A 25,741-nucleotide genomic window follows, 5' to 3' on the forward strand; every position below is an offset into this window, starting at 1 on the left:
TCTGAGTTCGGCTGTTCTTGCTCCGAAAAGTAGCAAAAACGGGGTGTTTTGCACTTTTCACATCAAGGTGCAACTTATTCTCACGAAACTGGTTGCACCTTATTTGCTTTGTTGAATAGCATTCGCGGCCAAGGTGCAACCACTCCCGCGAGTCGGTTCATCGGCTGACGGCTTTCCTGGGGAAACGTCAGTCATAAATGCGCGGCACGCAGCTACGTCTAACCTACTTGCAGTGGGTGGCCGTCTGACAGACCGTCGCTACATAAAAACAAAGCCAGGGCGTCACTCCTATGAGCGTTAGTAATCCAACCCTGATCACGTTCGTGATCTATATCGCAGCAATGGTGCTGATCGGCTTCATGGCCTATCGATCCACCAATAACCTTTCCGATTACATCCTGGGCGGCCGTAGCCTTGGTAGCGTAGTGACTGCCTTGTCGGCCGGCGCCTCAGATATGAGCGGCTGGTTGTTGATGGGCCTGCCGGGCGCGATCTACATGTCCGGCCTGTCGGAAAGCTGGATCGCTATCGGCCTGATCGTCGGTGCCTACCTCAACTGGCTGTTCGTCGCCGGTCGCCTGCGGGTCCAGACCGAGCACAACGGTGACGCCCTGACCCTGCCGGATTACTTCTCCAGCCGTTTCGAAGATAAAAGCGGCCTGCTGCGGATCATCTCCGCCGTGGTGATCCTGGTGTTCTTCACCATTTACTGCGCCTCCGGCATCGTAGCCGGTGCTCGCCTGTTCGAAAGCACCTTCGGCATGTCCTACGAGACCGCGCTGTGGGCCGGTGCTGCAGCGACCATTGCCTACACCTTCGTCGGTGGTTTCCTGGCAGTGAGCTGGACCGATACCGTACAAGCCACGCTGATGATCTTCGCGCTGATCCTGACGCCGATTATCGTGCTGCTGGCTACCGGTGGTGTTGACACCACCTTCCTAGCCATCGAAGCCAAGGACCCGACCAACTTCGATATGCTGAAAAACACCACCTTTATCGGCGTCATCTCGCTGATGGGTTGGGGCCTGGGTTACTTCGGCCAGCCGCATATCCTCGCGCGTTTCATGGCGGCGGACTCGGTGAAGTCGATTGCCAAGGCGCGTCGCATCTCCATGGCCTGGATGATCCTGTGCCTGGGTGGCACTGTGGCTGTGGGCTTCTTTGGTATCGCCTACTTCTCGGCGCATCCGGAAGTGGCCGGCGCAGTGACTGAAAACCCTGAGCGCGTGTTTATCGAGCTGGCAAAAATCCTGTTCAACCCATGGGTTGCCGGTGTTTTGCTGTCGGCCATTCTCGCTGCCGTCATGAGCACGCTGAGCTGCCAGTTGCTGGTGTGCTCCAGCGCCCTGACCGAAGACTTCTACAAAACCTTCCTACGCAAAAACGCCTCCCAGCTCGAGCTGGTGTGGGTAGGTCGCCTGATGGTGCTGCTGGTTGCCCTGATTGCCATCGCCATGGCCGCCAACCCGGAAAACCGCGTACTGGGCCTGGTGAGCTATGCATGGGCCGGTTTCGGCGCCGCGTTCGGTCCTGTGGTGCTGATTTCGGTCATCTGGAAAGGCATGACCCGCGACGGCGCACTGGCTGGCATCCTGGTCGGCGCGATCACCGTGATCGTGTGGAAACACTTTGAGTTGCTGGGCCTGTACGAAATCATCCCAGGCTTCATCTTCGCCAGCCTCGCGATCTATTTCGTGAGCAAGATGGGCGCACCGACTGCTGGTATGGTCGAGCGCTTTGACGCGGCGGAAAAAGACTACAACCTCAATAAGTAATTCGCCGGGTGTGAAGCACCCTACGAACTGAAAAAAGGCCCGCGTCCTACCGATGGCGGGCCTTTTTTTGTGTGTGGTTTACGTGGGACTGAAGAAAGTTCTGGCGCGTGCGTGTAGGGTTTTACTGATTTGTTTGGGGTGTGCTCAGCAAGGTGAAACGGTGGTGCAGAATCTGCCACCTATCCCTTGCAGAGAAACACCGGATGTTCGCTCCTGCCAATCAAAGTGCCTTCACCCTGACCCTCGATGGGGAGCCCAGTGAACTCAAGGTGTTCGAGTTCAGGGGTGTTGAGTCCATCAGCCAACCCTACTGTTTTGAACTCGAACTGGTCGCCGAGCAACCCGATCTCGACCTGGAAAGCCTGCTGCATCACCCGGTGTATCTCGGTTTTGATGATCGGGGCCATGGTGTTCATGGTCTGGTTCACCGAGTGGCGCAAGGTGATTCAGGACGCCGACTGACGCGTTATCAAATGACGCTTGTACCGCAGCTGGCCTATCTGGCGCACAGCAGTCACCAGCGTATTTTCCAGCACAAGACCGTACCGCAGATTGTTGCGCAGGTGCTGGAGGGGCAGGGGATCCAGAGCGACCGCTTCGAGTTCCGGCTCAGCGGCACCTACCCCGAGCGCGAGTATTGCGTGCAGTTTGGCGAAACTGATCTGGCCTTCATTCAGCGGCTTTGTGCCGAGTTGGGCATTCACTATCACTTCCAGCATTCCGCCGAGGGGCATTTGCTGGTATTCGGCGATGACCAGACGGTGTTTGCCCAAGCGGATCAGCCTACTCCTTACACTCCCGGTTCAGGGATGGTCGCGGACACCCCGGCGATCAAGCGGTTTACGGTGCAGGTGCAGACCCGCGCCACGGCAATCAACCTGCGCGACTATGACTTTCGCAAACCCAGCCTGGCGCTGGAAAGCGCGGTGTCTGGCGAGCAGTTACCCAAGCTAGAAGCGCAGGATTATCCCGGCCACTTCAGCGACCGAGCCCATGGCAAATACCTCGCACAGCGTGGCCTGGAGCGTCATCGCAGCGACTATCGTGTCGCCTGTGGCAGTGGTGATGAACCTGCGCTGGTCAGCGGGCGGTTCCTCAGGCTGGCCGGTCACCCGCGCGAAGACTGGAACGCCTTGTGGCTGGTGACGAAAGTAACCCATGAGGGCAAGCAACCCCAGGTACTGGAAGAGCTTGTAACCAAGGTGTCGGGCGGGGATTTTCGCCAGGGCTATCGCAACGAATTCGCCGCCGCCCCGTGGGATGTGATTTTCCGGCCGCCAATGCCAGAGCAGCCTCGCCCGAGCATTGCTGGCTATCAAAACGCAACGGTGACCGGCCCCGTCGACAGTGAAATTCATTGTGATGAATACGGCCGGGTCAAGGTGCAGTTGGCGTGGGATCGTGCCGCCGAGCATAACGACCATTCCAGTTGCTGGCTGCGGGTTGCCAGCGCCTGGGCGCATGATCGTTATGGCTCGGTCGTGATCCCGCGAGTCGGGATGGAAGTGCTGGTGGGCTTCGTCAATGGTGATATGGATATGCCGCTGGTGGTGGGCTGCTTGGCTAACGCGGCAACCCAGGTGCCCCTCGACTTGCCGGCGGACAAGACCCGCAGCATTTTCCGCAGCCAAAGCAGCCCAGGCGGGGGTGGCTACAACGAGCTACGCATTGAAGATCGCAAGGGGGCCGAGGAAATCTACCTGCGTGCCCAGCGTGATTGGACGCAGCATGTGCTGCATGACCATCGGGTGAAGGTGGGCGGTGAGTCGCACCATGAACTGCAGGGCGAAGAGCAGTGCATAACCCATGGCAACCGCTTGACCGACCTCAAGCAAGACGACCATCTGGTGGTTGGCGGCTCGCAGCAGGTGCGCGCCGGGCAGACCATCCAGATCGGTGCAGGGCAAAGCGTTGTCATCGATGCAGGCGCGACCGTCACGATTCAGGCCGGAGGGCAGTCGATCACGCTGTCTGCGGGCGGCATTTTCAGCAGCGTACCGATTCAGCTCGGCGGCTCGGCTGTTCCGACGTCCGCGCCGTTGATTCCTGGCGTGAAAGAGAAGTTGCTGGCCGTGATTCCTGCACCGCTGAGCCGCGTACAGATCGCGAGTCTGAAGCGCAGCGCGCCGTTTTGCGAAGAGTGTGAGCGTTGTAAAAACGGCCAGTGTGATCTCACCTGACCTCCACCTTAAAAGGACTTTACGTCGATGCATCAACCCTTGCTTGCTGGTGAACAACTCTTCGCGGTATTGGGCGCTGCCAGCGACGCCAAGCCTTTGGAGGCTTGGCGGGCGCTTGCCGTCGGCGCCCCACTGCAACCCGTTTGGGCCGGCACCGCCTATGCGACATGGGAAGAGGTAATGCCCTACTTGGGTATCGTCGAACCGGGCAGCCCTTTCCTCGATTGGGCCGCCTCCACTGACGCAACGGATTGGGGGTGGCTGGCCATATCGTCGAGCCCGTTGGAAAGGGTGGTGGCACATCTGCAAGGCTTGACCAAGGTGTACCTGCCCGATGGCCAGGAGGTGTTTTTGCGTTTATGGGATGGCGATCAGATGCTACCGATCCTCCAGCAAGTAGGGGGGGAGGTGTTGCCGGTATTCCAGCGTTACCTGATCAATGGCCAGTCGCTGACCGTTGCGACTGGCCCGGTCACGGCGGCTAAAGCCAGCCCGTGGTGGCGGGTGCCTGCACCGTTATTGGAGCACCTGGCCGGGCAATCGCCGCAAACCCTTATCGGCAACTTGCTGCAGTGGCTGGAAGAGCAGCGCCCCGACCTCTACACCGCTTTCCCGCCGACGACCTTGCAGCACAAGGTCGCCTACTTCTCGCGCGGTCCGGATGTCAGCCATCAGGCGCTGGCCGACTATCTTGCCTCAGAGCTGAGTTGACCCCAGTGCCTGCTGCAGATCTTCGATCAGGTCTTCAATCGCCTCGATACCGACTGACAGGCGAATCATCTCCGGCTTCACGCCGGCCTTGGCTTGTTCCTGCTCGTTCATCTGCCGATGGGTGGTAGAGGCGGGGTGACAGGCCAGGGATTTGGCATCGCCGATGTTTACCAATCGCTTGAAGATCTGCAGCGCGTCGTAGAAGCGCACACCGGCCTCGTAACCACCCTTTAGGCCAAACGACAGGATCGCCGACGGTTTACCCTGCATGTATTTCTGCGCCAATACGTGATGTGGATGGTCTGGCAGGCCGGCGTAGCTGACCCACTCGACATCCGCGTGGTCTTGCAGGAATTGCGCAACTTTCAGGGCGTTTTCGGTATGGCGCTCCATGCGCAGGGCCAGGGTTTCCAGGCCCTGTAACAGCAGGAAAGCATTCATCGGTGCCAGCGCCGCGCCGGTGTTGCGCAGCGGCACGGTGCGAGCGCGGGCGATAAAGGCGGCGGGGCCGAATTTTTCCGTGTATACCACGCCGTGATAGGCCGGCTCGGGGGTGTTGAGGCCGGGGAATTTTTCTGGGTAGTCGGTCCAGGGGAAGGTGCCACTGTCGACGATCACACCGCCCAGGGAATTGCCGTGGCCACCGATATACTTGGTCACCGAGTGCACCACGATATCGGCGCCGAACTGGATCGGCTTGCACAGGATCGGCGTGGCGACGGTGTTATCCACCATCAGCGGCACGCCACGGGCGCGGGCCACCTTGGCCAAGGCTTCCAGGTCGACGATATTGCCGGCTGGGTTGCCGATGCTTTCGCAGTACACCAGCTTGGTGTTGTCGTCGATCAGCGCGGCGATGGCTTCTGCAGAGTCATCCCGGGCGAAACGTACATCGACGCCGAAGCTCGGCAGCAAGTGCGCGAACAAGGTGTAGGTGCCGCCGTAGAGTTGCGGGGTGGTGACGATATTGTCGCCGGCACGGGTGAGGGTCTGGATCGCATAATGGATCGCCGCGCTGCCGGCCGACACCGCCAGGGCGGCAATACCCCCTTCAAGGGCGGCAATGCGCTGCTCCAGCACATCGTTGGTGGGGTTCATGATCCGTGTGTAGATATTGCCGGGTACGTCCAGGTTGAACAGGTCGGCGCCGTGCTGGGCGTTATCGAATTCGAAAGCGACATTCTGATAGATCGGCACGGCGACGGCCTTGGTAGTCGGATCGGACTTGAAGCCGTGATGCAGCGCGATGGTGGCGTCTTTCATGATTGTTATTGACCTCCCTGGATAGTGGATGGCCACAATAAATCTGCTCCAGTGCTGACATTTAGATTTTTTTCAACCAGCTTCCTGTCTTTACGATATAAGCACCGCCCGGCACGCCACCCTGCACCTGAGCCTGCGTAAAAGGTAAACTTCGCCCCCTGCGCAGGAGCAACCATGAATTATCGTCACGCCTTTCACGCCGGCAACCACGCCGATGTCTTCAAACACCTGACCTTGACCCGCCTCATCGCCCTGATGTCGCGCAAGGAGCAGCCGTTCGCCTACCTCGACACCCACGCCGGCATCGGTCTGTACGACCTGCAAGGCGACCAGGCCAACCGCACCGGTGAATACCTGGAAGGCATCGCGCGCCTGTGGGGCGAAAGCGACCTGCCGCCGCTGACCGCCGATTACATGCGTGTATTGCACGAAATGAACCCGGATGGCGAGTTGCGCTACTACCCGGGCTCGCCGGAGCTGGCGCGGCGCCTCACGCGTCCACAGGACCGCGTACTGCTCAATGAAAAGCATCCGGAAGACGGTCTACTGCTCAAGGACAACATGAAAGGTGATCGCCGGGTCAAGGTACACTTGGGCGAAGGCTGGCATGTGCCACGTGCCTTGCTGCCGGTGCCGGAAAAGCGTGCGCTGATGCTGATTGACCCGCCGTTCGAGAAACTCGACGAGATGCAACGTTGCGCGGCGTCCCTCAAAGAAGCCGTGAGCCGCATGCGCCAGACCGTCGCGGCCATCTGGTACCCGGTGAAGGACCAGCGCCTGTTGCGCCGTTTCTACCAAGACCTGGCCGGCACCGGTGCGCCGAAGTTGCTGCGTGTGGAGTTGCTGGTGCATCCGCTGGACACGCCCAACACCCTGACCGGCTCGGGCCTGGCAATCGCCAACCCGCCGTGGGGCCTGGAGGAGGAGTTGCGTGAGCTGCTGCCGTGGTTGTCCAAAAAACTTGGGCAGACCCAGGGTGGGTGGCAGATGGATTGGCTGATCGCTGAATAACTGCAGTGAAGGGCGTTGGTGCAGTGAGCGGGCTTGCCCCGCGCTGGGTTGCGTAGCGGCCCCAATAAATCCACTGAGATGTTTCAGGTAAACCTCAGTGTGAGGTTGTGGGGCTGCTACGCAGCCCAGCGCGGGGCAAGCCCGCTCACTACAATAACCCTAGATATAGCGTCAGATCGGGCAGCTCACGCCCGTACCGCCGATCCCGCAATAGCCCTGCGGATTTTTCGCCAGATACTGCTGGTGATACGTCTCGGCGAAGTACACCGTCGGCGCTTCTTCGATTTCCGTCGTGATCTCACCCAGGCCGGCCTTGGTCAATTCAGCCTGATAGGCATCAGCACTGGCCTGCGCCGCCGCCAACTGCTCCGGCGTGGTCGCATAGATCACCGAGCGGTACTGGCTGCCAATGTCATTCCCCTGGCGCATGCCCTGGGTTGGGTTGTGCAGTTCCCAGAACATCTTCAGCAGGTCTTCGTATTTCACTTTGGCTTGGTCATACACCACCAGCACCACTTCACTGTGGCCGGTCAGGCCCGAGCAGACTTCTTCATAGGTCGGGTTCGGCGTGTAACCGCCGGCGTAACCCACCACGGTACTGACCACGCCATCGCGCTCCCAGAACTTGCGCTCGGCGCCCCAGAAACAACCCAGGCCGAAGATCGCAAAGCCGACGTCATCGAGGAACGGCCCCAGCAGCGGGTTGCCGTTGACGAAATGAGTCTCTGGCAGCGTCATTGGGGTTTCACGACCAGGCAACGCTTGTTCTTGAGTTGGCAGCACGTTTTTGTTCACCAGAATTTCCGAGCGCAAGACCATGATCAGTCCTCTCAGTCAGGTTGAGTTAGATGCGAATTCAGACCGCCAGTGTGCCCGAGTGTTACAACGCTGTCAGGCGATTGGCCCGCGCGGATAGCGTTTGAGCTTATCAAGCAGCTCTGCGCCGGGGATTGGGCGGTCAAACAGGTAACCCTGGCCGACATCGCAACGGTGCCGGCGCAGGAACGCCAGTTGCTCGACCGTCTCGATGCCCTCGGCCACGACCTTGAGCTTAAGGTTGTGGGCCATGGCGATCACCGCTGAGGTGATTTCCATGTCGTCCTGGTTGTCCGGGATTTCGTGAATGAAGCTGCGATCAATCTTGATGATGTCGATGGGGAATTTTTTCAAGTAGCTCAACGACGAGTAACCGGTGCCGAAGTCATCCATGGCCAATGTCAGGCCAAAGCTTTTCAGCTGATCGAGTTGCAAGCGCGTGTCTTCGGTGGCTTCGAGCAGCAATCCTTCGGTCAACTCCAGTTCCAGCAGATTGGCCGGCAGTTGTTCTTCCTTGAGGATCGTGGCAATCGACGCGACCAGGTCCGGGTCAGAGAACTGCTTGGGCGACAGGTTGATCGCCACCTGCAGATTGCCCATGCCGGCGGCACTCAGTTGCTTGCTCATGCGGCAGGCCTGGCGCGCAATCCATTTGCCGATGGGGATGATCAGCCCGGTCTCTTCAGCCACGCTGATGAACTGGTCCGGGCGGATCATGCCCTTTTCCGGGTGGTTCCAGCGCAGCAGCGCCTCCATGCCCAGCAAGCGGCCGCTGCGCAGGCACAGCTTGGGCTGGTAGAACACGTCCAACTCGTTCTGGGTGAGGGCGCGGCGCAGGTTGTTTTCCACGAACAGTTTGTAGCTGGCTTCGGCATTCAGGGCTTCGGTAAACACTTGCACCTGGTGTTTACCGTTGGCCTTGGCCTTGTGCAGGGCCAGGCCGGCGTTGCGCATCAGGGTTTGCGGATCGCGGCCATGCAGCGGCGCGCAGGCGAGGCCCACGGAGCCGGTGACGCTGATCAACTGATTATCGACGAACATCGGTTTGTCGAGGGTCGCGAGCAGTTGGCTGGCGACCTGCTGGCCGGTCTCCAGATCGGTGTCGTCGAGCAGTACCGCAAACTCGTTGCTGGCAAAGCGGGCCAGGCTGCCGCTGGCGCTCAGGCTGTTGCGCAGGCGGCGCGCCAGGCTGATCAACAGTTTGTCACCGGTCTGGTGGCCAAGGCTGTCGTTGATTCGCTTGAAGTTATCGATGTCCACCAGCAACAGGCTGATCGGGCTGTCGCTGTCACGTGCAAAACGTTCATCCAGGTTGCGGATAAACGAGGGGCGGTTGCCCAGGTTGGTCAAGTTGTCGGTGTAGGCCAGGCGCTCGATGCGCTGCTGGGCCAGCTTGGTCTGGGTGATGTCTTCGTAGATGCCGATGTAGTGCGTCAGCTCACGGTTATCGCCATAGACCTTGGAAATCGACAGTTGGCCCCAGTAGGGTTCGAGGTTTTTACGCCGGCTTTTGAATTCGCCCTGCCAGCTGTTGCTCTTGGCCAGGCTCGACGGTGCGTCGAACAGTAATTCGCTGAGGTTTTCCAGCGCCGGCAATTGGGCCAGGCGGTGGCCGTGGACTTCTTCGGCGCTGTACTGGGTGATCGCGGTAAAGCTTGGGTTGACGTACTCCACCACGCCGTCGCAGTTGACCAGCAAAAACGCGTTGGCGCTTTGTTCCACGGCACGCTGGAACAAATGCAAGGCACTGGTGGCGGTGCGGCGGTTGTGGTTGTTGATGACTTGCGCGAACTGATCGGCCAGTTCGCCGGCAAAGGCAATTTCGTCGGCCTGCCAGGCGCGCGTGCAGCTGCTTTGTTCCAGGCACAACACGCCGACGACCTGGCCATCGACGCGGATGCTCGCGTCGAGCATGGCGTGAATGTCTTTGTTCTCGGCCATTTCCCGGGTACGCGGGTCGCGCAAGGCGTTGGTGGCGTCAATGGCGCGGCTGGTGTGCAGGGCTTCGAGGTAATCCGGGAAGCAGCTTGCGTCAATGGGGTCGGGCAGGTGGTGCTGCTGGTCGTCGCGGTGGTAGGCCGAGATGGGCACCAGGCGCTGGCCTTCGAGGTTCCAGATGCTGGCGCAGTCGATCTGGTAGATATCACAGGCACTGCGGGTGATCAGCTCAGCGGCTTCTTGCAACGAGTTGTTGGTGGTGTAGCGCTGCCGGGCCAGCAGCAGGATCAACTCCTGTTGGGCACGCACCCGCTCCAAGTGTTGCAACTGTTCCTGCTGGGCGCGCTGGTTGAGCTCCAGCGCGATCTGCAGGCGGCTGTTCTGGTTTTCCAGGTCTGCCGTGGGCACGGCAGCGGGGAGTTCACTGAACAGGCCGTCGACCACCATCAGGTAGCCGCGCAGCAAGTGGCGATTGTGTTGTTTATAGGCTTCGCCCATTTCCAGCAGGCTCAGCGGGCCATCATTGGTGTGCAGGGTATAGCGCACCAAGTAGTGAGGGCTCAGGGCCAGTTGCTGCTGGATGGTGTCGTGCAGTTCATAACGCGCCTGGGGTTCCATCAGGCTGGCGTAGGGCGTGCCGAGCAGGGCACACAACTCTACGGCCGACAGACCGAATTGGCGCTCGCAATTGGGGTCGAGGTAAAGGAGGGCCCAGCTTGCCTCATTAAGCCGCTCGAAACGCAGCATACCGAGGCGCGAAGGCACCGGTAACTGCGTCACTACCTCGGCCGCCATTCGGGCGACATCGGGTTGGCTTTTCATGGGGCAGACTCACTTGAAATAACGCGCACGGCGCCGGGCTTACGCCCTCTTTTCTGTTGCCTGCGGCAAGGTTGCATCATGCGGCGCAGGCTGACAAGAGAGGATGAAGGCTAAGTGCTATAAGGGGGTTATCGGCCGCGGGAGGGGTTTCTTCAATCGGAATGATGGAAGGTGTACAAACCTGTCTTCTTTATCCAGCTTCCTGCTGGAAAACAGGCAAAAAAAGCCCCGCCAAGTGGCGGGGTTGAGGTACGAGCGTGGCGCTCGGAAATCGGTGCAGCCAGGCCTCCTCGGTGAGGAGGAGGCCCGTTGAGACTTACAGCAGGATGGTGCGGATGTCGTTCAGCAGTTGGCTCAAGCGCTGCGTGAAGCGAGCAGCAGCGGCGCCGTTGATCACGCGGTGATCGTAGGACAGCGACAGCGGCAGCATCAGCTTAGGCTGGAACGCTTTACCGTCCCACACAGGCTGGATAGTGGCCTTGGACACACCCAGGATCGCCACTTCCGGCGCGTTGACGATTGGCGTGAAGCCAGTGCCGCCAATGTGACCGAGGCTGGAGATGGTGAAGCACGCGCCTTGCATGTCGTCTGCGGTGAGCTTCTTGTCGCGGGCCTTGGCAGCCAGTGCAGCGGCTTCGGCAGCGAGTTGCAGCAGGCTCTTCTGGTCGACGTTCTTGATGACCGGTACCAGCAGGCCTTCCGGGGTGTCGACGGCAAAGCCAATGTGCACGTATTTCTTGCGAATGATCGCCTTGCCGCTTGGCGCCAGCGAACTGTTGAAGTCCGGCAGTTCCTTGAGCAGGTGCGCACACGCCTTGAGCAGCAGTGGCAGCACGGTCAGTTTCACGCCGGCCTTCTCGGCCACGGCTTTCTGCGCAACGCGGAAAGCTTCCAGGTCGGTGATGTCGGCCTGGTCGAACTGAGTTACGTGCGGGATGTTCAGCCAGCTCGCGTGCAGGCTCGACGCGCCGATTTGCATCAGACGGGTCATCGGCACTTCTTCGGTTTCGCCGAAGCGGCTGAAGTCCACGGTGCGGATTGGCGGAATGCCCGAACCACCGGTAGCGCCACCGGCAGCCGGCGCTTCCTTGGCTTTCTGCATCATGGATTTGACGTAGACCTGAACGTCTTCCTTCAGCACGCGGCCGTGAGGGCCGGTTGCCGACACAGCATTCAGCTCAACGCCGAATTCACGGGCCAATTGACGCACGGCAGGACCGGCGTGAACCTTGGCACCACTTGGCGCAGGTGCGGCAGCAGCAGGGGCCGGAGCGGCCTCAGCTTTTGCAGCAGGCGCAGGGGCGGCAGCAGCCGGAGCAGCTTCAGCCTTGGCAGCCGGAGCGGCGGCAGGTGCTGGAGCGGCTGCAGGCGCAGCGCCTTGTACTTTCAGCTTGAGGATGAAGTCACCGGTGCCGACTTCGTCTTCCAGCTTGACCGCGATGCTTTCCACCACGCCGGCAGCCGGCGAAGGGATTTCCATGGAGGCCTTGTCGGACTCCAGGGTGATCAGCGACTGGTCGGCTTCGACGGTGTCGCCGACCTTGACCAGCAGCTCGATGATCTTGGCCTTGCCCGACGAGCCGATGTCCGGGACGTGGATGTCCTGAACGCTGGCGGCGGCAGGTTCTGCAGCCGCAGGGGCAGCAGGGGCCTCGGCAGCAGCAGGCTTTTCAGCAGCAGGCGCGGGTGCGGCAGCGGCAGCAGGCGCCGCCGCAGGCGCTGCATCAGCAGCCCCTTCGATTTCCAGTTCCAGCAGTTCGTCGCCTTCTTTCAGGCGGTCGCCCAGCTTCACTTTCAGGCTCTTGACCACGCCGGCCTTGGGAGCAGGGATTTCCATGCTCGCCTTGTCCGACTCCAGGGTCAGGATGCTCTGGTCGGCTTCGACGGTGTCGCCGACCTTCACAAACAGCTCGATTACTTCACCTTCACCGCTGCCGATGTCAGGTACGCGAATGAGTTCGCTCACAAAAATCTCCTCAGCAGTCCAGTGGGTTGCGTTTTTCCGGGTTGATCCCGAACTTGACGATAGCGTCAGCCACCACCTTGGGTTCGATCTCACCACGGTCAGCCAAGGCTTCCAGGGCTGCCAACACCACGAAGTGACGGTCGACTTCGAAGAAGTGACGCAGCTTCTTGCGGCTGTCACTGCGGCCGAAACCGTCGGTGCCCAGGACTTTGAATTCCTTGGACGGGACCCACTGGCGAATTTGTTCAGCAAACAGCTTCATGTAGTCGGTGGACGCGATGACCGGACCTTTACGGCCGTTCAGGCATTCTTCGACGTAGCTCAGTTGTGGCTTCTGGCCAGGGTGCAGACGGTTGTTGCGCTCAACGGCCAGGCCGTCGCGACGCAGTTCGTTGAAGCTGGTAACGCTCCACACGTCAGCGCCGACGTTGAATTCGTCACGCAGGATCTTAGCCGCTTCACGCACTTCACGCAGGATGGTGCCGGAGCCCATCAACTGCACGTGGTGCGCTGCTTCCTTGGTGTCTTCTTCGAGCAGGTACATGCCCTTGATGATGCCTTCCTCAACACCGGCCGGCATGGCAGGTTGCTGGTAGGACTCGTTCATCACGGTGATGTAGTAGAAAACGTCCTGCTGCTCTTCGGTCATCTTCTTCATGCCGTCCTGGATGATCACCGCCAGCTCATAGCCGTAGGTTGGATCAAAGGTGCGGCAGTTCGGGATGGTGGCAGCCAGGATGTGGCTGTGACCGTCTTCGTGTTGCAGGCCTTCGCCGTTCAGCGTAGTCCGGCCGGCGGTACCGCCGATCAGGAAGCCACGGGTACGGCTGTCGCCGGCTGCCCACGCCAGGTCGCCAATACGCTGGAAGCCGAACATCGAGTAGAAGATGTAGAACGGCAGCATCGGCTGGTTGTGGCTGGAGTACGAAGTACCGGCAGCGATGAAGGAGCTCATGGCGCCCGCTTCGTTGATGCCTTCTTCGAGGATCTGGCCCTTCTTGTCTTCCTTGTAGAACATCACCTGGTCTTTATCGACTGGCTCGTAGAGCTGGCCGACGGAGGAGTAGATGCCCAACTGACGGAACATGCCTTCCATACCGAAGGTACGGGCTTCGTCCGGGATGATCGGGACGATGCGCGAACCGATTTCCTTGTCCTTGACCAGCTGCGCGAGGATCCGCACGAAGGCCATGGTGGTGGAGATTTCACGGTCGCCCGAGCCGTCCAGGATAGCCTTCAGGGTATCGAGTGGCGGGGTCGGAATGCTTACGCTCTTGGCGCGGCGCTGCGGCACGAAACCGCCCAGTGCAGTGCGACGCTCGCTCAGGTAGCGGGCTTCGGCGCTGTTTGGCTCAGGCTTGAAGAACGGCAGGTTTTCCAGCTCTTCGTCCTTGACCGGAATGTCGAAGCGGTCGCGGAACAACTTCAGGCTGTCGACATCGACTTTCTTGGTGTTGTGCGCAGTGTTTTTCGCTTCGCCAGCACCGGTGCCATAACCCTTGATGGTCTTGGCCAGGATGACGGTGGGTTGTTCTTTGTGGTTGACCGCTTCGTGGTACGCCGCGTAGACCTTGTACGGGTCGTGGCCGCCACGGTTGAGTTTCCAGATCTCGTCGTCGGACAGGTCTGCAACCATCGCCTTGAGTTCTGGCGTGTTGAAGAAATGTTCACGCACGAATGCGCCGTCTTTGGCTTTGTAGTTCTGGTACTCGCCGTCGATGACTTCGTCCATGCGACGTTGCAGGATGCCGTCGACGTCCTTGGCCAGCAGTGGGTCCCAGAAACGGCCCCAGATGACTTTGGTCACGTTCCAGTGAGCGCCGCGGAATACGCCTTCGAGTTCCTGGATGATCTTGCCGTTGCCGCGAACCGGGCCGTCGAGGCGCTGCAGGTTGCAGTTGATGACGAAGATCAGGTTGTCGAGCTTCTCGCGGCCGGCCAGGGAGATGGCGCCCAGGGATTCCGGCTCGTCACACTCGCCGTCGCCCAGGAAGCACCAGACTTTCTGCTTGCCTTCAGGGATGAAGCCACGGGCTTCCAGGTACTTCATGAAGCGTGCCTGGTAGATCGCTTGAATTGGACCCAGACCCATGGAAACGGTCGGGAACTGCCAGAAATCAGGCATCAGCCAAGGGTGCGGGTAGGACGACAGGCCCTGGCCGTCGACTTCCTGGCGGAAGTTGTTCATCTGCTCTTCGGTGATGCGGCCTTCCATGAACGCACGGGCGTAGACGCCTGGCGAGGTGTGGCCCTGGAAGTAGATGAGGTCGCCGCCGTGTTCGTCGGTCGGCGCCTGGAAGAAATAGTTGAAGCCGATGTCATACAGGGTTGCGCTGGAGGCGAAGCTGGAGATGTGACCGCCCAGGTCAGAATCTTTCAAGTTCGTGCGCATTACCATCGCCATGGCGTTCCAACGTACCAGCGAGCGAATGCGGCGTTCCATGAACAGGTCGCCAGGCATGCGTGCTTCGTGGGTAACGGGGATGGTGTTGCGGTATGGCGTAGTGATGGCGTAAGGCAGTTGCGAGCCGCTGCGGGTCGCGAGTTCGCCCATACGGGTCATCAGGTAGTGAGCACGGTCTTCGCCTTCTTTGTCGAGAACCGATTCCAGGGCGTCCAGCCATTCCTGGGTTTCGACGGGATCGAGGTCTTGCATGGCTTGCTCCAGGGCGGAAAGGCTACCAGAATCGGTTGCCTGAAGTTTGCGACTGGCCTTGTGGGCAGACGACATAAATTCTTGGATGGCCGAAGGTTGCTTCGGCGTCCTGTAGTTTTACTACAAATCGTCGGCCATTTCAGCCTTTCGAATGTATATACGAGTAGTAAAACTACACAAGACTGAGCGTATGGCTCGGTCTGGCTGGTGAGCATAATCGTTATTGTTGATCTTTTGCGAACAAGAAAAGGTAGAAGTTTAATGTTCCCTGCCAACAACTATGAATTTTCAGCTATTTATAACCTTTGTTCGACAGTCCTTCATGTAGCGCCGGTATCACGTCCACCGCAACCCGCCATTTACGCGCTGATCAAGGATAGACCATGAGCCTTCCAACGCTGGCCGAACTGCCGGCCATTCTCTTGCCAAAAGCCCAGCGGGCCGAGCAGTCATTTCGTGACGCCGTGGCCGCGCTGGACGACGATCATGGACTTTCTGCGTGGACGCCGCAACGGTGGGCCGACTTCGTCCGCGTGTGCGCCGCCAGTGATTTCGTGATTGAACAGAGTGTTCGTGACCCTTTGATGTTGCTCGAATTGGTGGCCTGGGGCGAGCTGGACCGGGGGTTCGCCCCTGGCGAGCTGTGCGGGCAAATTGCTGGCGCAGTGCAACAAGCCGAAACAGAAGACGAGCTGGGCCGTGTGTTGCGTCGCCAGCGTACCCGCCAGCAAGTACGCATCATCTGGCGCGATTTGACCCGCCAGGCGGATCTGGTGCAAACCTGCCGCGACCTTTCCGATATGGCCGATGCGAGCATCGACCAGGCCTACCAGTGGCTGTACCAGCGCCACTGCGCGCAGTTCGGCACGCCTACCGGCCGGCGCAGCGGCGAGCCGCAGCACATGGTCATCCTCGGCATGGGCAAGCTCGGCGCGGTGGAGCTGAACCTGTCGTCGGATATCGACCTGATTTTCGCGTATCCCGAAGGCGGCGAAACCGTCGGTGTTAAACGCTCGCTGGACAACCAGGAATTTTTCATCCGCCTTGGTCAAAAACTGATCAAGGCCCTCGACCCGATGACGGTTGACGGCTTTGTGTTCCGCGTCGATATGCGCCTGCGCCCCTACGGTTCAGCGGGCGCGTTGGTGCTCAGCTTCAATGCGCTGGAGCAGTACTACCAGGACCAGGGGCGTGACTGGGAGCGCTACGCCATGATCAAGGCGCGGGTGGTGGCGGGCGACCAGGTGGCGGGTGCGCAACTGCTCGATATGCTGCGACCGTTCGTTTATCGGCGCTATCTGGACTTCTCCGCCATCGAAGCGCTGCGCACCATGAAGCAGTTGATCCAGCAGGAAGTGCGGCGCAAAGGCATGGCCGACAATATCAAGCTGGGCTCGGGCGGTATCCGCGAAGTGGAATTTATCGCCCAGGCCTTCCAACTGATCCATGGCGGCCGCGACCTCAGCTTGCAACAGCGGCCGCTGCTCAAGGTGCTCGGCACCCTGGAAGGCCAGGGCTACCTGCCGCCGGCGGTGATCGCCGAATTGCGCAATGGCTACGAATTCCTGCGTTATACCGAACATGCGATCCAGGCGATTGCCGACCGCCAGACGCAAATGCTCCCGGACGACCCGCAAGATCAGGCGCGCATTGCCTTTATGCTGGGCTTCGCCGACTGGGCCGCGTTCCACGAGCGCCTGATGTACTGGCGCGGGCGCGTGGACTGGCATTTCCGTCAAGTGATTGCCGATCCAGACGAAGAAGAGGGTGAAGAAAGCGAGCTGGTCGTGGGCGGTGAGTGGTTGCCGTTGTGGGAAGAATCCCAAGACGACGAAGCGGCCTGCCGCCAATTGGCCGAAGGCGGGTTCACTGACGCGACCAAGGCGCTCAAAGCGTTGGCCGGCCTGCGCAACAGCCCGCAACTGCGTGCCATGCAGCGCCTGGGGCGCGAACGCCTGGATGCATTTATTCCGCGTCTGCTCGCCCAGGCTGTCGAACACGCCAACCCGGACCTGGTGCTGGAGCGCGTGTTGCCGCTGGTGGAAGCGGTCGCCCGGCGTTCTGCCTACCTGGTGCTGCTCACGGAAAACCCCGATGCCCTGCGTCGCCTGTTGACCCTGTGCGCCGCCAGCCCGTGGATCGCCGAACAGATCACCCGCTTCCCGCTGCTGCTGGATGAATTGCTTAACGAAGGCCGTTTGTTCAAGCCGCCATTGGCGCCGGAGCTTGCGGCTGAACTGCGCGAGCGCCTGACGCGAATCCCCGAGGACGACCTTGAGCAGCAGATGGAAGCCTTGCGGCACTTCAAGTTGGCTCACCGCCTGCGCGTGGCCGCGTCGGAAATCGCCGGCAGCCTGCCGCTGATGAAAGTCAGCGACTACCTGACCTGGCTTGCCGAGGCCATTCTTGAGCAGGTGCTGGCCCTGGCCTGGCGCCAGACCGTCGCGCGTCACGGCTCGCCACAGCGGTTGGACGGTACGTTGTGCGATCCTGGGTTCATTATTGTCGGTTACGGGAAAGTCGGCGGGATCGAACTGGGGCATGGTTCGGACCTGGACCTGGTGTTTATCCACGACGGCGACCCGCAGGCTGAAACCGATGGCGCCAAGCCGATCGATGGCGCGCAGTTCTTCACGCGCCTGGGCCAGCGCATCATTCACTTGCTGACCACCCAGACCAACTCCGGCCAGCTGTATGAAGTGGACATGCGCCTGCGGCCTTCCGGGGCCTCCGGGCTGTTGGTCAGTTCACTGGGAGCGTTCGATCGCTATCAACAAAATGAAGCCTGGACCTGGGAGCACCAGGCATTGATCCGTGCGCGGGTGCTGGTCGGTAGCCAGGATGTGGGGCATGCGTTTGAACACGTCCGGGCTAAAGTGTTGGGCCGGGAGCGGGACCTGGCGAAGCTGAGTCAGGAGGTCAGCGAGATGCGCGCGAAGATGCGTGACAACCTGGGTACCAAGACCACGGCGGCCGGCACCGGCGCCAATGCCTTCGAAGCCACGGCGGCGTTCGACCTCAAGCAGGACGCCGGAGGTATCGTCGATATTGAATTTATGGTGCAATACGCGGCTTTGGCGTGGTCTGCGCAACATCCATCGTTGCTGCGCTATACCGACAATATCCGCATTCTGGAAGGCCTGGAGCAGGTGGGCTTGATGCCCGCCACCGATGCCCATCTGCTGCGTGAGGTGTATAAGGCCTACCGTTCCGCCGCGCACCGCCAGGCCTTGCAAAACGAGGCCGGTACGGTGGCCGGGGATCAGTTCGCCGACGAACGGCGCCAGGTGATGCGAATCTGGAAAGAACTGGGGGTTAAGCTGAAACTTGATGAATTGAGCGACGCCGATCTGATGTGGAAACCGGCTTTATGTGGGAGCGGGCTTGCTCGCGAAGCAGGCGCTGCGGTCTGTCTATCGGACCGCGGTGATGCCTTCGCGAGCAAGCCCGCTCCCACACAAACCGGTGTTCACACAAACCCGGTCTTATAGTCATTATCGAGGCGGGGAGGCATAAGCCTCCCCGTATCGTTTGTGGAAACTACATGAATATTCTGATCGTTGGGCCCAGTTGGGTCGGTGACATGGTGATGGCGCAGACACTGTTCCAGTGCCTGCGCATGCGCTACCCAGACTGCCAGATCGACGTGCTCGCCCCTGAGTGGAGCCGGCCGATCCTTGAGCGCATGCCCGAGGTGCGCAAGGCCTTGAGCTTCCCGCTCGGTCACGGTGCCCTGGAGTTGGCGACCCGCCGCCGCATCGGTAAATCCTTGGCGGGCGAATACGACCAGGCGATCCTGTTGCCCAACTCGCTCAAGTCGGCGCTGGTGCCGTATTTTGCCGGCATCCCCAAACGCACCGGCTGGCGCGGCGAGTTTCGCTACGTGCTGCTCAATGATGTGCGCAGGTTGGACAAAGCCCGCTACCCGCTGATGATCGAGCGTTTCATGGCCCTGGCGTACGAGCCGGGTGCCGAGTTGCCCAAGCCGTATCCGCGCCCGAGCCTGCAGATCGACCCGGTCAGCCGCGACGCCGCCCTGGCCAAGTTCGGCCTGCAACTCGACCGTCCGGTCCTGGCGCTGTGCCCAGGGGCCGAGTTTGGCGAGTCCAAGCGCTGGCCATCGGAACACTACGCCAAGGTCGCCGAGGCCAAGATCCGCGAAGGTTGGCAGGTGTGGTTGTTTGGTTCGAAGAAGGATCATCCGGTGGGTGAAGATATTCGCCAGCGCCTGATTCCCGGTCTTCGCGAAGAGTCGGTCAACCTCAGTGGCGACACGTCCCTGGCCGAGGCCATCGACCTGCTGTCCTGCGCTGATTCGGTGGTGTCCAACGACTCCGGCCTGATGCACGTCGCCGCCGCGCTGAACCGCCCATTGGTGGCGGTGTACGGCTCCACTTCCCCTGGTTTCACCCCGCCTTTGGCCGATAAGGTCGAAGTCGTGCGCCTGGGCCTGGAGTGCAGTCCGTGCTTTGAGCGCACCTGCCGTTTCGGTCACTACAACTGCATGCGCCAATTGCTGCCGCAGCCGGTGAACGAAGCCTTGCAGCGGTTGCAGGGCTCTGTGGTCGAGGTCCGATAGTTTGCGCGTACTGGTAATCAAGACCTCATCCCTGGGCGATGTGATCCACGCGTTGCCGGCACTGACCGACGCGGCGCGAGCGATCCCCGGCATTCAATTCGACTGGGTCGTGGAAGAGGGCTTTGCCGAAATTCCCACCTGGCATCCGGCGGTCGACAAGGTCATCCCGGTGGCGATTCGCCGCTGGCGCAAAAACATCTGGCAGACCCTCAAAAGTGGCGAATGGCGGCGCTTCAAGCAGCAGGTCCAGTCGACCAAGTACGACTTGGTGATCGACGCCCAAGGCCTGCTTAAAAGCGCCTGGCTGACCCGCTATGTACGTGCCCCGGTAGCCGGTTTCGACAAGCACTCGGCCCGTGAACCGTTCGCAGCACGCTTTTACTCCCGGCGCCTGGCCGTGGCCCGCGGGCAACATGCGGTGGAGCGTTTGCGCCAACTGTTCGCCGTGGCGCTGGGTTATGACTTACCCAAAGGCCTGGGCGACTATGGCCTGGGCGTCGATAAGCTGCTCGGCCTGCCGCCGAAAAAACCCTTCGTCCTGCTGCTGCACGGCACCACCTGGGACACCAAGCACTGGCCAGAAACCTACTGGCGTGAGTTGGCCGAACGCATGGGCCGCCTGGGTGTGGACGTGAAATTGCCCTGGGGCAACGCCGCCGAAAAAGCCCGCGCCGAACGCCTGGCGCAGGGCCTGCCAAATGCCGAAGTGCTGCCCAAGCTGAACCTGGCCGGTGTCGCCCGCGTATTGGCCGGCGCACGCGCCTGCGTGGCGGTTGACACCGGTCTCGGTCACCTGGCTGCTGCGCTGGACGTGCCGACCATTTCCCTGTTCGGTCCGACCAACCCAGGGCTCACTGGCGCCTATGGCAAGGGCCAGATTCACCTGGCGAGCGACTTCCCCTGCGCGCCCTGCCTGCAAAAACACTGTACCTATCAACCGACGGCCGACGACCTGCGTCGGTTCGACATCACGCGCGAGTCGCCCCTGTGCTTCACGCGCCTGAACCCTGAGCGTGTGGCAAGCCGACTGAGCACGTTGTTACTGGCTGAGGAGCTGCACTGATGCAACTGGCTTTTGTTCTGTACAAATATTTCCCCTTTGGCGGCCTGCAGCGTGACTTCATGCGCATCGCCCTGGAATGCCAGCAGCGCGGCCACCAGATTCGTGTCTACACGCTGATCTGGGAAGGCGATATCCCGCCCGGTTTCGAAGTGCTGGTGGCGCCGGTCAAGGCGTTCTTCAACCATCGGCGCAACGAGAAACTCAGCGCCTGGATGGAGGCCGACCTGGCCCAGCGCCCGGTGGACCGCCTGATTGGTTTCAACAAAATGCCTGGCCTGGACGTGTACTACGCCGCCGACGGCTGCTTTGAAGACAAGGCGCAAAACCTGCGCCATTCGCTGTACAAAAGCTTTGGCCGGTATCGCCACTTTGCCGAGTACGAGCGCGCGGTGTTTGCCAAGGACGCCAAGACCGAAGTCTTGATGATTTCCGAAGTGCAGCAGCCGCTGTTCATCAAGTATTACGACACCCCGCTGGAACGCTTCCACTTGCTGCCGCCGGGCATTGCCCAGGACCGCCGCGCGCCGCCGAATGCCGCCGAGATTCGCGAAGGTTTCCGCAAGGAGTTCAACCTGGGCGCAGACGATCTGTTGCTGGTGCAGATCGGCTCCGGCTTCAAGACCAAGGGCGTCGACCGCAGCCTGAAGGCCGTGGCCGCTTTGCCATCGGCGCTTAGAAAGCGCACGCGCCTGTTTGTAATCGGCCAGGACGACCCCAAGGTATTCCAGTTGCAGAGCGCCACGTTGGGGCTGGGCGATAACGTGCAGTTCCTCAAAGGCCGCAGTGATATCCCACGTTTCCTGCTGGGCGCCGACCTGCTGATCCACCCGGCGTACAACGAAAACACTGGCACCGTATTGCTTGAAGCCCTGGTGGCCGGGTTGCCGGTGCTGGTCTCGGCCGTGTGTGGTTATGCGCATTACATCAATGAGGCCGACAGCGGCCTGGTGCTGGATGAGCCGTTTGAGCAAACGCAGCTGAACCAGTATTTGGCCCAGATGCTCACCGACACTGCACAGCGCGCGGCCTGGAGCCGCAATGGGTTGGCCTTCGCCGAGACGGCCGACCTCTACAGCATGCCGCAGCACGCGGCAGATGTGATTCTGGCGGAGCCAAAACGATGAAGTTGATTCTTGCCGAACCGTTCAAGACGTTGTGGGCCGGGCTTGATGCCTTTGCCGAAGTCGAGAAACTGCAAGGCCAGGTATTCCGTGAGCTGGCGGCGCGTCGCACCTTGCGCACCGAGGTCGATGGCCGCCCGTATTTCGTGAAAATCCATCGCGGCATTGGTTGGGCGGAAATCTTCAAGAACCTGATCACCGCCAAGTTGCCGGTGCTCGGCGCCGGCCTGGAGTGGGACGCCATCCACCGCTTGCAGGCACTGGGCGTGCCGACCATGACCGGCGTGGCGTTCGGAGAAAAGGGCAGCAACCCGGCGGACCAGCATTCGTTCATCATCACCGAAGAGCTGGCGCCAACGATCAGCCTGGAAGACCTGACGATCAATTGGGTGGCCGATCCGCCTGCACCTGCATTGCGCCACGCCCTTACGGCTGAGCTGGCGCGGATGGTCGGTGATATGCACCGAGGTGGCGTCAATCACCGCGACTGCTACCTGTGCCACTTCCTGCTGGACACCTCGAAGCCCATTGATGCCAGCACTATCAAGCTGTCGGTGATCGACCTGCACCGCGCCCAATTGCGGGCCCATCTGCCGCTGCGCTGGCGCGACAAGGACCTGTCGGCGCTGTACTACTCAGCGCTGGAAATCGGCCTGACCCGCCGCGACAAGCTGCGCTTTCTCAAGGGCTACTTCCGCCAACCGCTGCGCCAGATCCTGGCCGAGCAATCGGCGTCGTTGAGCCTGATGCAGCGCAAGGCCGACAAGCTCTATGCGCGCAAGCAACGTTACGGGGATGCAATCTGATGGCGGGTTGGATTCTGGAGCCTGCCTACGCCCACCTGGCGGATGATTTTGGAAGCCTCGAAGCGGTTTTTGCCCTGCAAGGTGAGCGGCTGACCCGCGACCCGCTGTCGGAGGTGATCCGGGTGGAGCGCGGCGGGGTCAATTACTACGTCAAGCGTTACGTCGGCGCCGGCAAGGGCTTGCGGCGTTACCTGGGCAAGCCCCGGGTCAAGTCCGAATGGCAGAACCTCAAGCGCTTCGCCAAGTGGGGCATTCCCACTGCCGACGTGGTTGCCTGGGGCCTGGAACGCAAAGGCCTGGCCTACGACCGTGGTGCGATGATCACCCGCGAGTTGCCGAGGACGGAAGACCTGTCGGTGCTGGCCGAGCGTAAGGATGCTCGCCTGCGCGATCCGAAGTGGGTCGACGCGGTGAGCCGCCAGCTCGCTGAATACACGCGCACCATGCACGATCATCGGTTTACCCATAACGATTTGAAGTGGCGCAACCTGCTGATCGACGACCAGACAACGCTGTACCTGATCGATTGCCCCAACGGCGATTTCTGGCGTGGCTTCTGGCTCAAGTACCGTATTACCAAAGACCTGGCCTGCCTGGACAAGGTGGCCAAGTATCACCTGTCCGCCACCCAGCGCCTGCGCTTCTACATGCAGTACCGTCAGCGCCGGCACCTGAGTGCGTCGGACAAGCAGCGTATTCGCCACGTGGTGAAGTTTTTCGAGGGACGCGAATGAGTGATTTCCTGGCGGCTGAAGACCGTGCGCTGCTGGAGCGCAACGGCCTGGCGACGTTCGATGCCCTGTGGGCCAAACAACTGGATGCGGTGGACGAGCCGAATACCAGTCGCGGCGGCTGGAGCAGCGTGTTTCGCCTGGAGCTCGACGGCCACGGTTACTACCTCAAGCGCCAGAGCAATTACCTGACGCGTAGCCTGCACCGCCCCTTTGGCGAGCCGAGTTTCTCCCGCGAATTTCGCAATATCAGCCGTTATCGCAAGCTCGGTATTCCAGCTTTGCAAGCGGCGTTCTACGGGGAGCGAAAAGTCGCTGGCGAACACCGCGCGATGCTGCTGACCCGCGCCCTGGACGGCTGGAATGACCTGGATTCGTTGCTGGAGCAGTGGCCTTCACTGAGCGATGCCCAGCACCGCGCGATCCTGCTGGCCTGTGGCCAACTCGCACGCCGACTGCACAGCGTCGGCCAGGTGCATGGCTGTTTCTACCCCAAGCATATTTTCCTGCGGGCCACCGGTGACGGTTATGCCGCGCAGTTGATCGACCTGGAGAAAACCCGCCCGCTGCTGTTCGGCTGGCGTGATCGGGTCAAGGATCTGGAGCCGTTGTTGCGTCGCGCACCACAATGGTCCGATGCGCAGGTCCGCCAACTGTTGGCGGCGTATCTGGAGCAGCCTGAGAGCAGCGAGTTGGTCGCCACTTGGTTCCAGCGCCTTGGCGCCCGTCGTAGTCACAAGGAAAACCGTTGATGCGTTTGTCCGAGCTGAAAACCGCCGGCCGTACTCCCACCCTGCCGCTGACGATTGAACTGGCCGATGCGGCGGGCCCAGGCCAGTTGCAACTGCTGAGCCTGTTGCGCGTGCTGCCGGGCGAGCGCTACGTAGGCGCAGCGGTGTGGCGCGGGCGTCCAGTACTGGCCAAGTTGCTGGTGGGCAGCAAGGCGGCGCGGCACTTTCAGCGTGAACTCAATGGCGTGCGCCTGCTCGCCGAGCAAGGCCTGACCACACCGTTGTTGCTGGCCGATGGCTTGCAGGAAGGCGAGGGCGGTTGGCTGTTGTTCGAATTTATCGAAGGCGCCGAGAGCCTGGCGGATGCCTGGCACGCGGTCGAAAGCCTGCCGCCCTTGGCTGACGAGCAAACTGCGGTGCTTGCCGAGGCATTGGGTGCGATTGCCCTGATGCACACCAAAGGCCTGTGGCAGGAAGACCTGCACCTGGACAACTTGCTGCGTCGGGACGGCAAGCTGTATTTGATCGATGGTGCCGGGATTCGCGTCGAAGAGGCGGGCAAGCCCCTGTCGCGCAACCGCGTACTGGAGAACCTTGGGGTGTTTTTCGCCCAGTTGCCGAAGAATCTCGAGCCATTTACCGAAGAGCTGCTGGTGTACTACCTGCTGGGCAACGGCGAGCACGCTTTGCCCTTGGAGGCCCTGGAAAAACAGGTGCGCAAGGTCAGCGCCTGGCGGCTGAAGGACTTTCTCAACAAGGTCGGTCGCGAATGCACGCTGTTCAGTGTGCTGCGCGGGCCGTTTGCCCTGCGTGCAATCCGTCGCGAGGAAGAAGTCGCGATGCTGGCGGTGCTGGAACAGGCCGATGCCTTGCTCGAGCAGGGCCACTTGTACAAGACCGGTGGAACCGCCACGGTGGCCAAGGCCGAAGTGGCGGGTCGCCCATTGGTGATCAAGCGTTACAACATCAAGAGTTTCGCCCACTGGTTCAAGCGCTTCTGGCGCCCAAGTCGTGCCTGGCATTCCTGGCGTGAAGGCAATCGCCTGGCGTTCCTCGGTATCGCTACGCCCAAGCCGCTGGCCGTGCTGGAAAAGCGCTTTTTCGGCTTGCGCGGTCGCGCTTACCTGATTACCGAATTCCTGCCGGGGCCGGACATCATCGAGCGCTTTGCGCCTTACGTTGAGAACGGTGACGCGCCGGAAAACGAACTGCTCGCCCTGGATCACCTGTTCGCCGAGCTGATCCGCGAGCGCATCAGCCATGGCGACTTCAAGGGGCATAACCTGTTCTGGGACAAGGATCGCTGGTCGTTGATCGACCTGGATGCCATGCGCCAACACAGCACCCCAGCCAGCTTCGCTCCAGCGTTTGCCAGGGACCGCGCGCGGTTCATGCGTAATTGGCCTGAGAGCAGTGCGTTGTATCAGCTGATTGATCAGCGCCTCCCCAAGCAGACCGCCTGATCCCTGACACCGCTTTTTACTTGAAAAAACGCTAGGGCCGCTTCGCAGCCCAGCGCGGGGCAAGCCCGCTCACTACAGGTGTTGCGTGGGCAATAGTGTTTGGGGGGTG

Annotated in this window: 16 protein-coding genes and 1 pseudogene; 12 read left to right on the forward strand and 5 right to left on the reverse strand. The window is 60.9% G+C overall.

The window, feature by feature from the left end; all coding sequences use genetic code 11:
• Positions 1-290 precede the first annotated feature (290 nt).
• The 3 genes from putP (at position 291) to AB4O35_RS08245 (ending at position 4,666) form a co-directional block, all read left to right on the forward strand.
• Positions 291-1,775, forward strand: a complete 1,485-nt coding sequence (gene putP, locus AB4O35_RS08235) for a sodium/proline symporter PutP (protein ID WP_065875278.1) — start codon at positions 291-293, stop codon at positions 1,773-1,775.
• Positions 1,776-1,978: 203 nt separating this feature from the next.
• Entirely contained in the window at positions 1,979-3,955 is a 1,977-nt protein-coding gene (locus tag AB4O35_RS08240) for a type VI secretion system Vgr family protein (RefSeq protein ID WP_065945560.1), read from the forward strand.
• Positions 3,956-3,982: 27 nt separating this feature from the next.
• Positions 3,983-4,666: a DUF4123 domain-containing protein gene (locus AB4O35_RS08245; RefSeq protein ID WP_065889133.1), complete on the forward strand. Its 684-nt coding sequence runs from the start codon at positions 3,983-3,985 to the stop codon at positions 4,664-4,666.
• Here AB4O35_RS08245 and AB4O35_RS08250 read toward each other — a convergent pair.
• A complete protein-coding gene (locus tag AB4O35_RS08250; RefSeq protein ID WP_065875275.1) occupies positions 4,652-5,929 on the reverse strand; it encodes an O-acetylhomoserine aminocarboxypropyltransferase/cysteine synthase family protein in 1,278 nt (425 codons plus the stop codon). The genes AB4O35_RS08245 and AB4O35_RS08250 overlap by 15 nt on opposite strands.
• A gap of 174 nt (positions 5,930-6,103) precedes the next feature.
• On the opposite strand from AB4O35_RS08250, the gene AB4O35_RS08255 reads away from it, so the two are divergent.
• A complete protein-coding gene (locus AB4O35_RS08255; protein ID WP_049710361.1) occupies positions 6,104-6,940 on the forward strand; it encodes a 23S rRNA (adenine(2030)-N(6))-methyltransferase RlmJ in 837 nt (278 codons plus the stop codon).
• Between the two features lie 171 nt (positions 6,941-7,111).
• On the opposite strand, the gene msrA is transcribed toward AB4O35_RS08255, so the two are convergent.
• The 4 genes from msrA to aceE form a co-directional block, all read right to left on the reverse strand.
• A complete protein-coding gene (gene msrA / locus AB4O35_RS08260) occupies positions 7,112-7,759 on the reverse strand; it encodes a peptide-methionine (S)-S-oxide reductase MsrA (RefSeq protein ID WP_065875274.1) in 648 nt (215 codons plus the stop codon).
• Positions 7,760-7,831: 72 nt separating this feature from the next.
• A complete protein-coding gene (locus AB4O35_RS08265) occupies positions 7,832-10,516 on the reverse strand; it encodes a putative bifunctional diguanylate cyclase/phosphodiesterase (RefSeq protein ID WP_065875273.1) in 2,685 nt (894 codons plus the stop codon).
• Between the two features lie 316 nt (positions 10,517-10,832).
• Positions 10,833-12,482: a dihydrolipoyllysine-residue acetyltransferase gene (gene aceF / locus AB4O35_RS08270; protein WP_065945559.1), complete on the reverse strand. Its 1,650-nt coding sequence runs from the start codon at positions 12,480-12,482 to the stop codon at positions 10,833-10,835.
• 10 nt (positions 12,483-12,492) lie between these two features.
• Complete coding sequence (aceE, locus tag AB4O35_RS08275; protein WP_065879860.1) at positions 12,493-15,138, reverse strand: pyruvate dehydrogenase (acetyl-transferring), homodimeric type; 2,646 nt, start codon at positions 15,136-15,138, stop codon at positions 12,493-12,495.
• 383 nt (positions 15,139-15,521) lie between these two features.
• On the opposite strand from aceE, the pseudogene glnE reads away from it, so the two are divergent.
• The 8 genes and pseudogenes from glnE to AB4O35_RS08315 all read left to right on the forward strand — a co-directional run.
• Positions 15,522-18,449 (forward strand): annotated as a pseudogene (gene glnE, locus AB4O35_RS08280) (bifunctional [glutamate--ammonia ligase]-adenylyl-L-tyrosine phosphorylase/[glutamate--ammonia-ligase] adenylyltransferase); the annotation flags it as partial.
• 233 nt (positions 18,450-18,682) lie between these two features.
• On the forward strand, positions 18,683-19,717 hold the full coding sequence (gene waaF, locus AB4O35_RS08285; RefSeq protein ID WP_065879862.1) for a lipopolysaccharide heptosyltransferase II: 1,035 nt from the start codon (positions 18,683-18,685) through the stop codon (positions 19,715-19,717).
• 1 nt (position 19,718) lies between these two features.
• The gene (gene waaC, locus AB4O35_RS08290) at positions 19,719-20,780 is read left to right on the forward strand and encodes a lipopolysaccharide heptosyltransferase I (RefSeq protein ID WP_065879864.1); all 1,062 of its coding nucleotides are present in this window, start codon (positions 19,719-19,721) and stop codon (positions 20,778-20,780) included.
• Positions 20,780-21,904 (forward strand): glycosyltransferase family 4 protein, encoded by a 1,125-nt coding sequence (locus tag AB4O35_RS08295; protein WP_065879866.1) that lies wholly within the window; start codon positions 20,780-20,782, stop codon positions 21,902-21,904. The genes waaC and AB4O35_RS08295 overlap by 1 nt, the downstream gene beginning before the upstream one ends.
• Positions 21,901-22,707, forward strand: coding sequence for a lipopolysaccharide core heptose(I) kinase RfaP (gene rfaP, locus AB4O35_RS08300; RefSeq protein ID WP_065909710.1), 807 nt, complete (start codon positions 21,901-21,903; stop codon positions 22,705-22,707). Before AB4O35_RS08295 ends, rfaP begins: the two co-directional genes overlap by 4 nt.
• Positions 22,707-23,441, forward strand: a complete 735-nt coding sequence (locus AB4O35_RS08305) for a lipopolysaccharide kinase InaA family protein (protein ID WP_049710351.1) — start codon at positions 22,707-22,709, stop codon at positions 23,439-23,441. Before rfaP ends, AB4O35_RS08305 begins: the two co-directional genes overlap by 1 nt.
• The gene (locus AB4O35_RS08310) at positions 23,438-24,190 is read left to right on the forward strand and encodes a lipopolysaccharide kinase InaA family protein (protein WP_065875264.1); all 753 of its coding nucleotides are present in this window, start codon (positions 23,438-23,440) and stop codon (positions 24,188-24,190) included. Before AB4O35_RS08305 ends, AB4O35_RS08310 begins: the two co-directional genes overlap by 4 nt.
• Complete coding sequence (locus AB4O35_RS08315) at positions 24,190-25,632, forward strand: lipopolysaccharide kinase InaA family protein (RefSeq protein WP_065909709.1); 1,443 nt, start codon at positions 24,190-24,192, stop codon at positions 25,630-25,632. The genes AB4O35_RS08310 and AB4O35_RS08315 overlap by 1 nt, the downstream gene beginning before the upstream one ends.
• Positions 25,633-25,741: the final 109 nt, after the last annotated feature.

Source organism: Pseudomonas sp. H1_A03 (assembly GCF_054685145.1).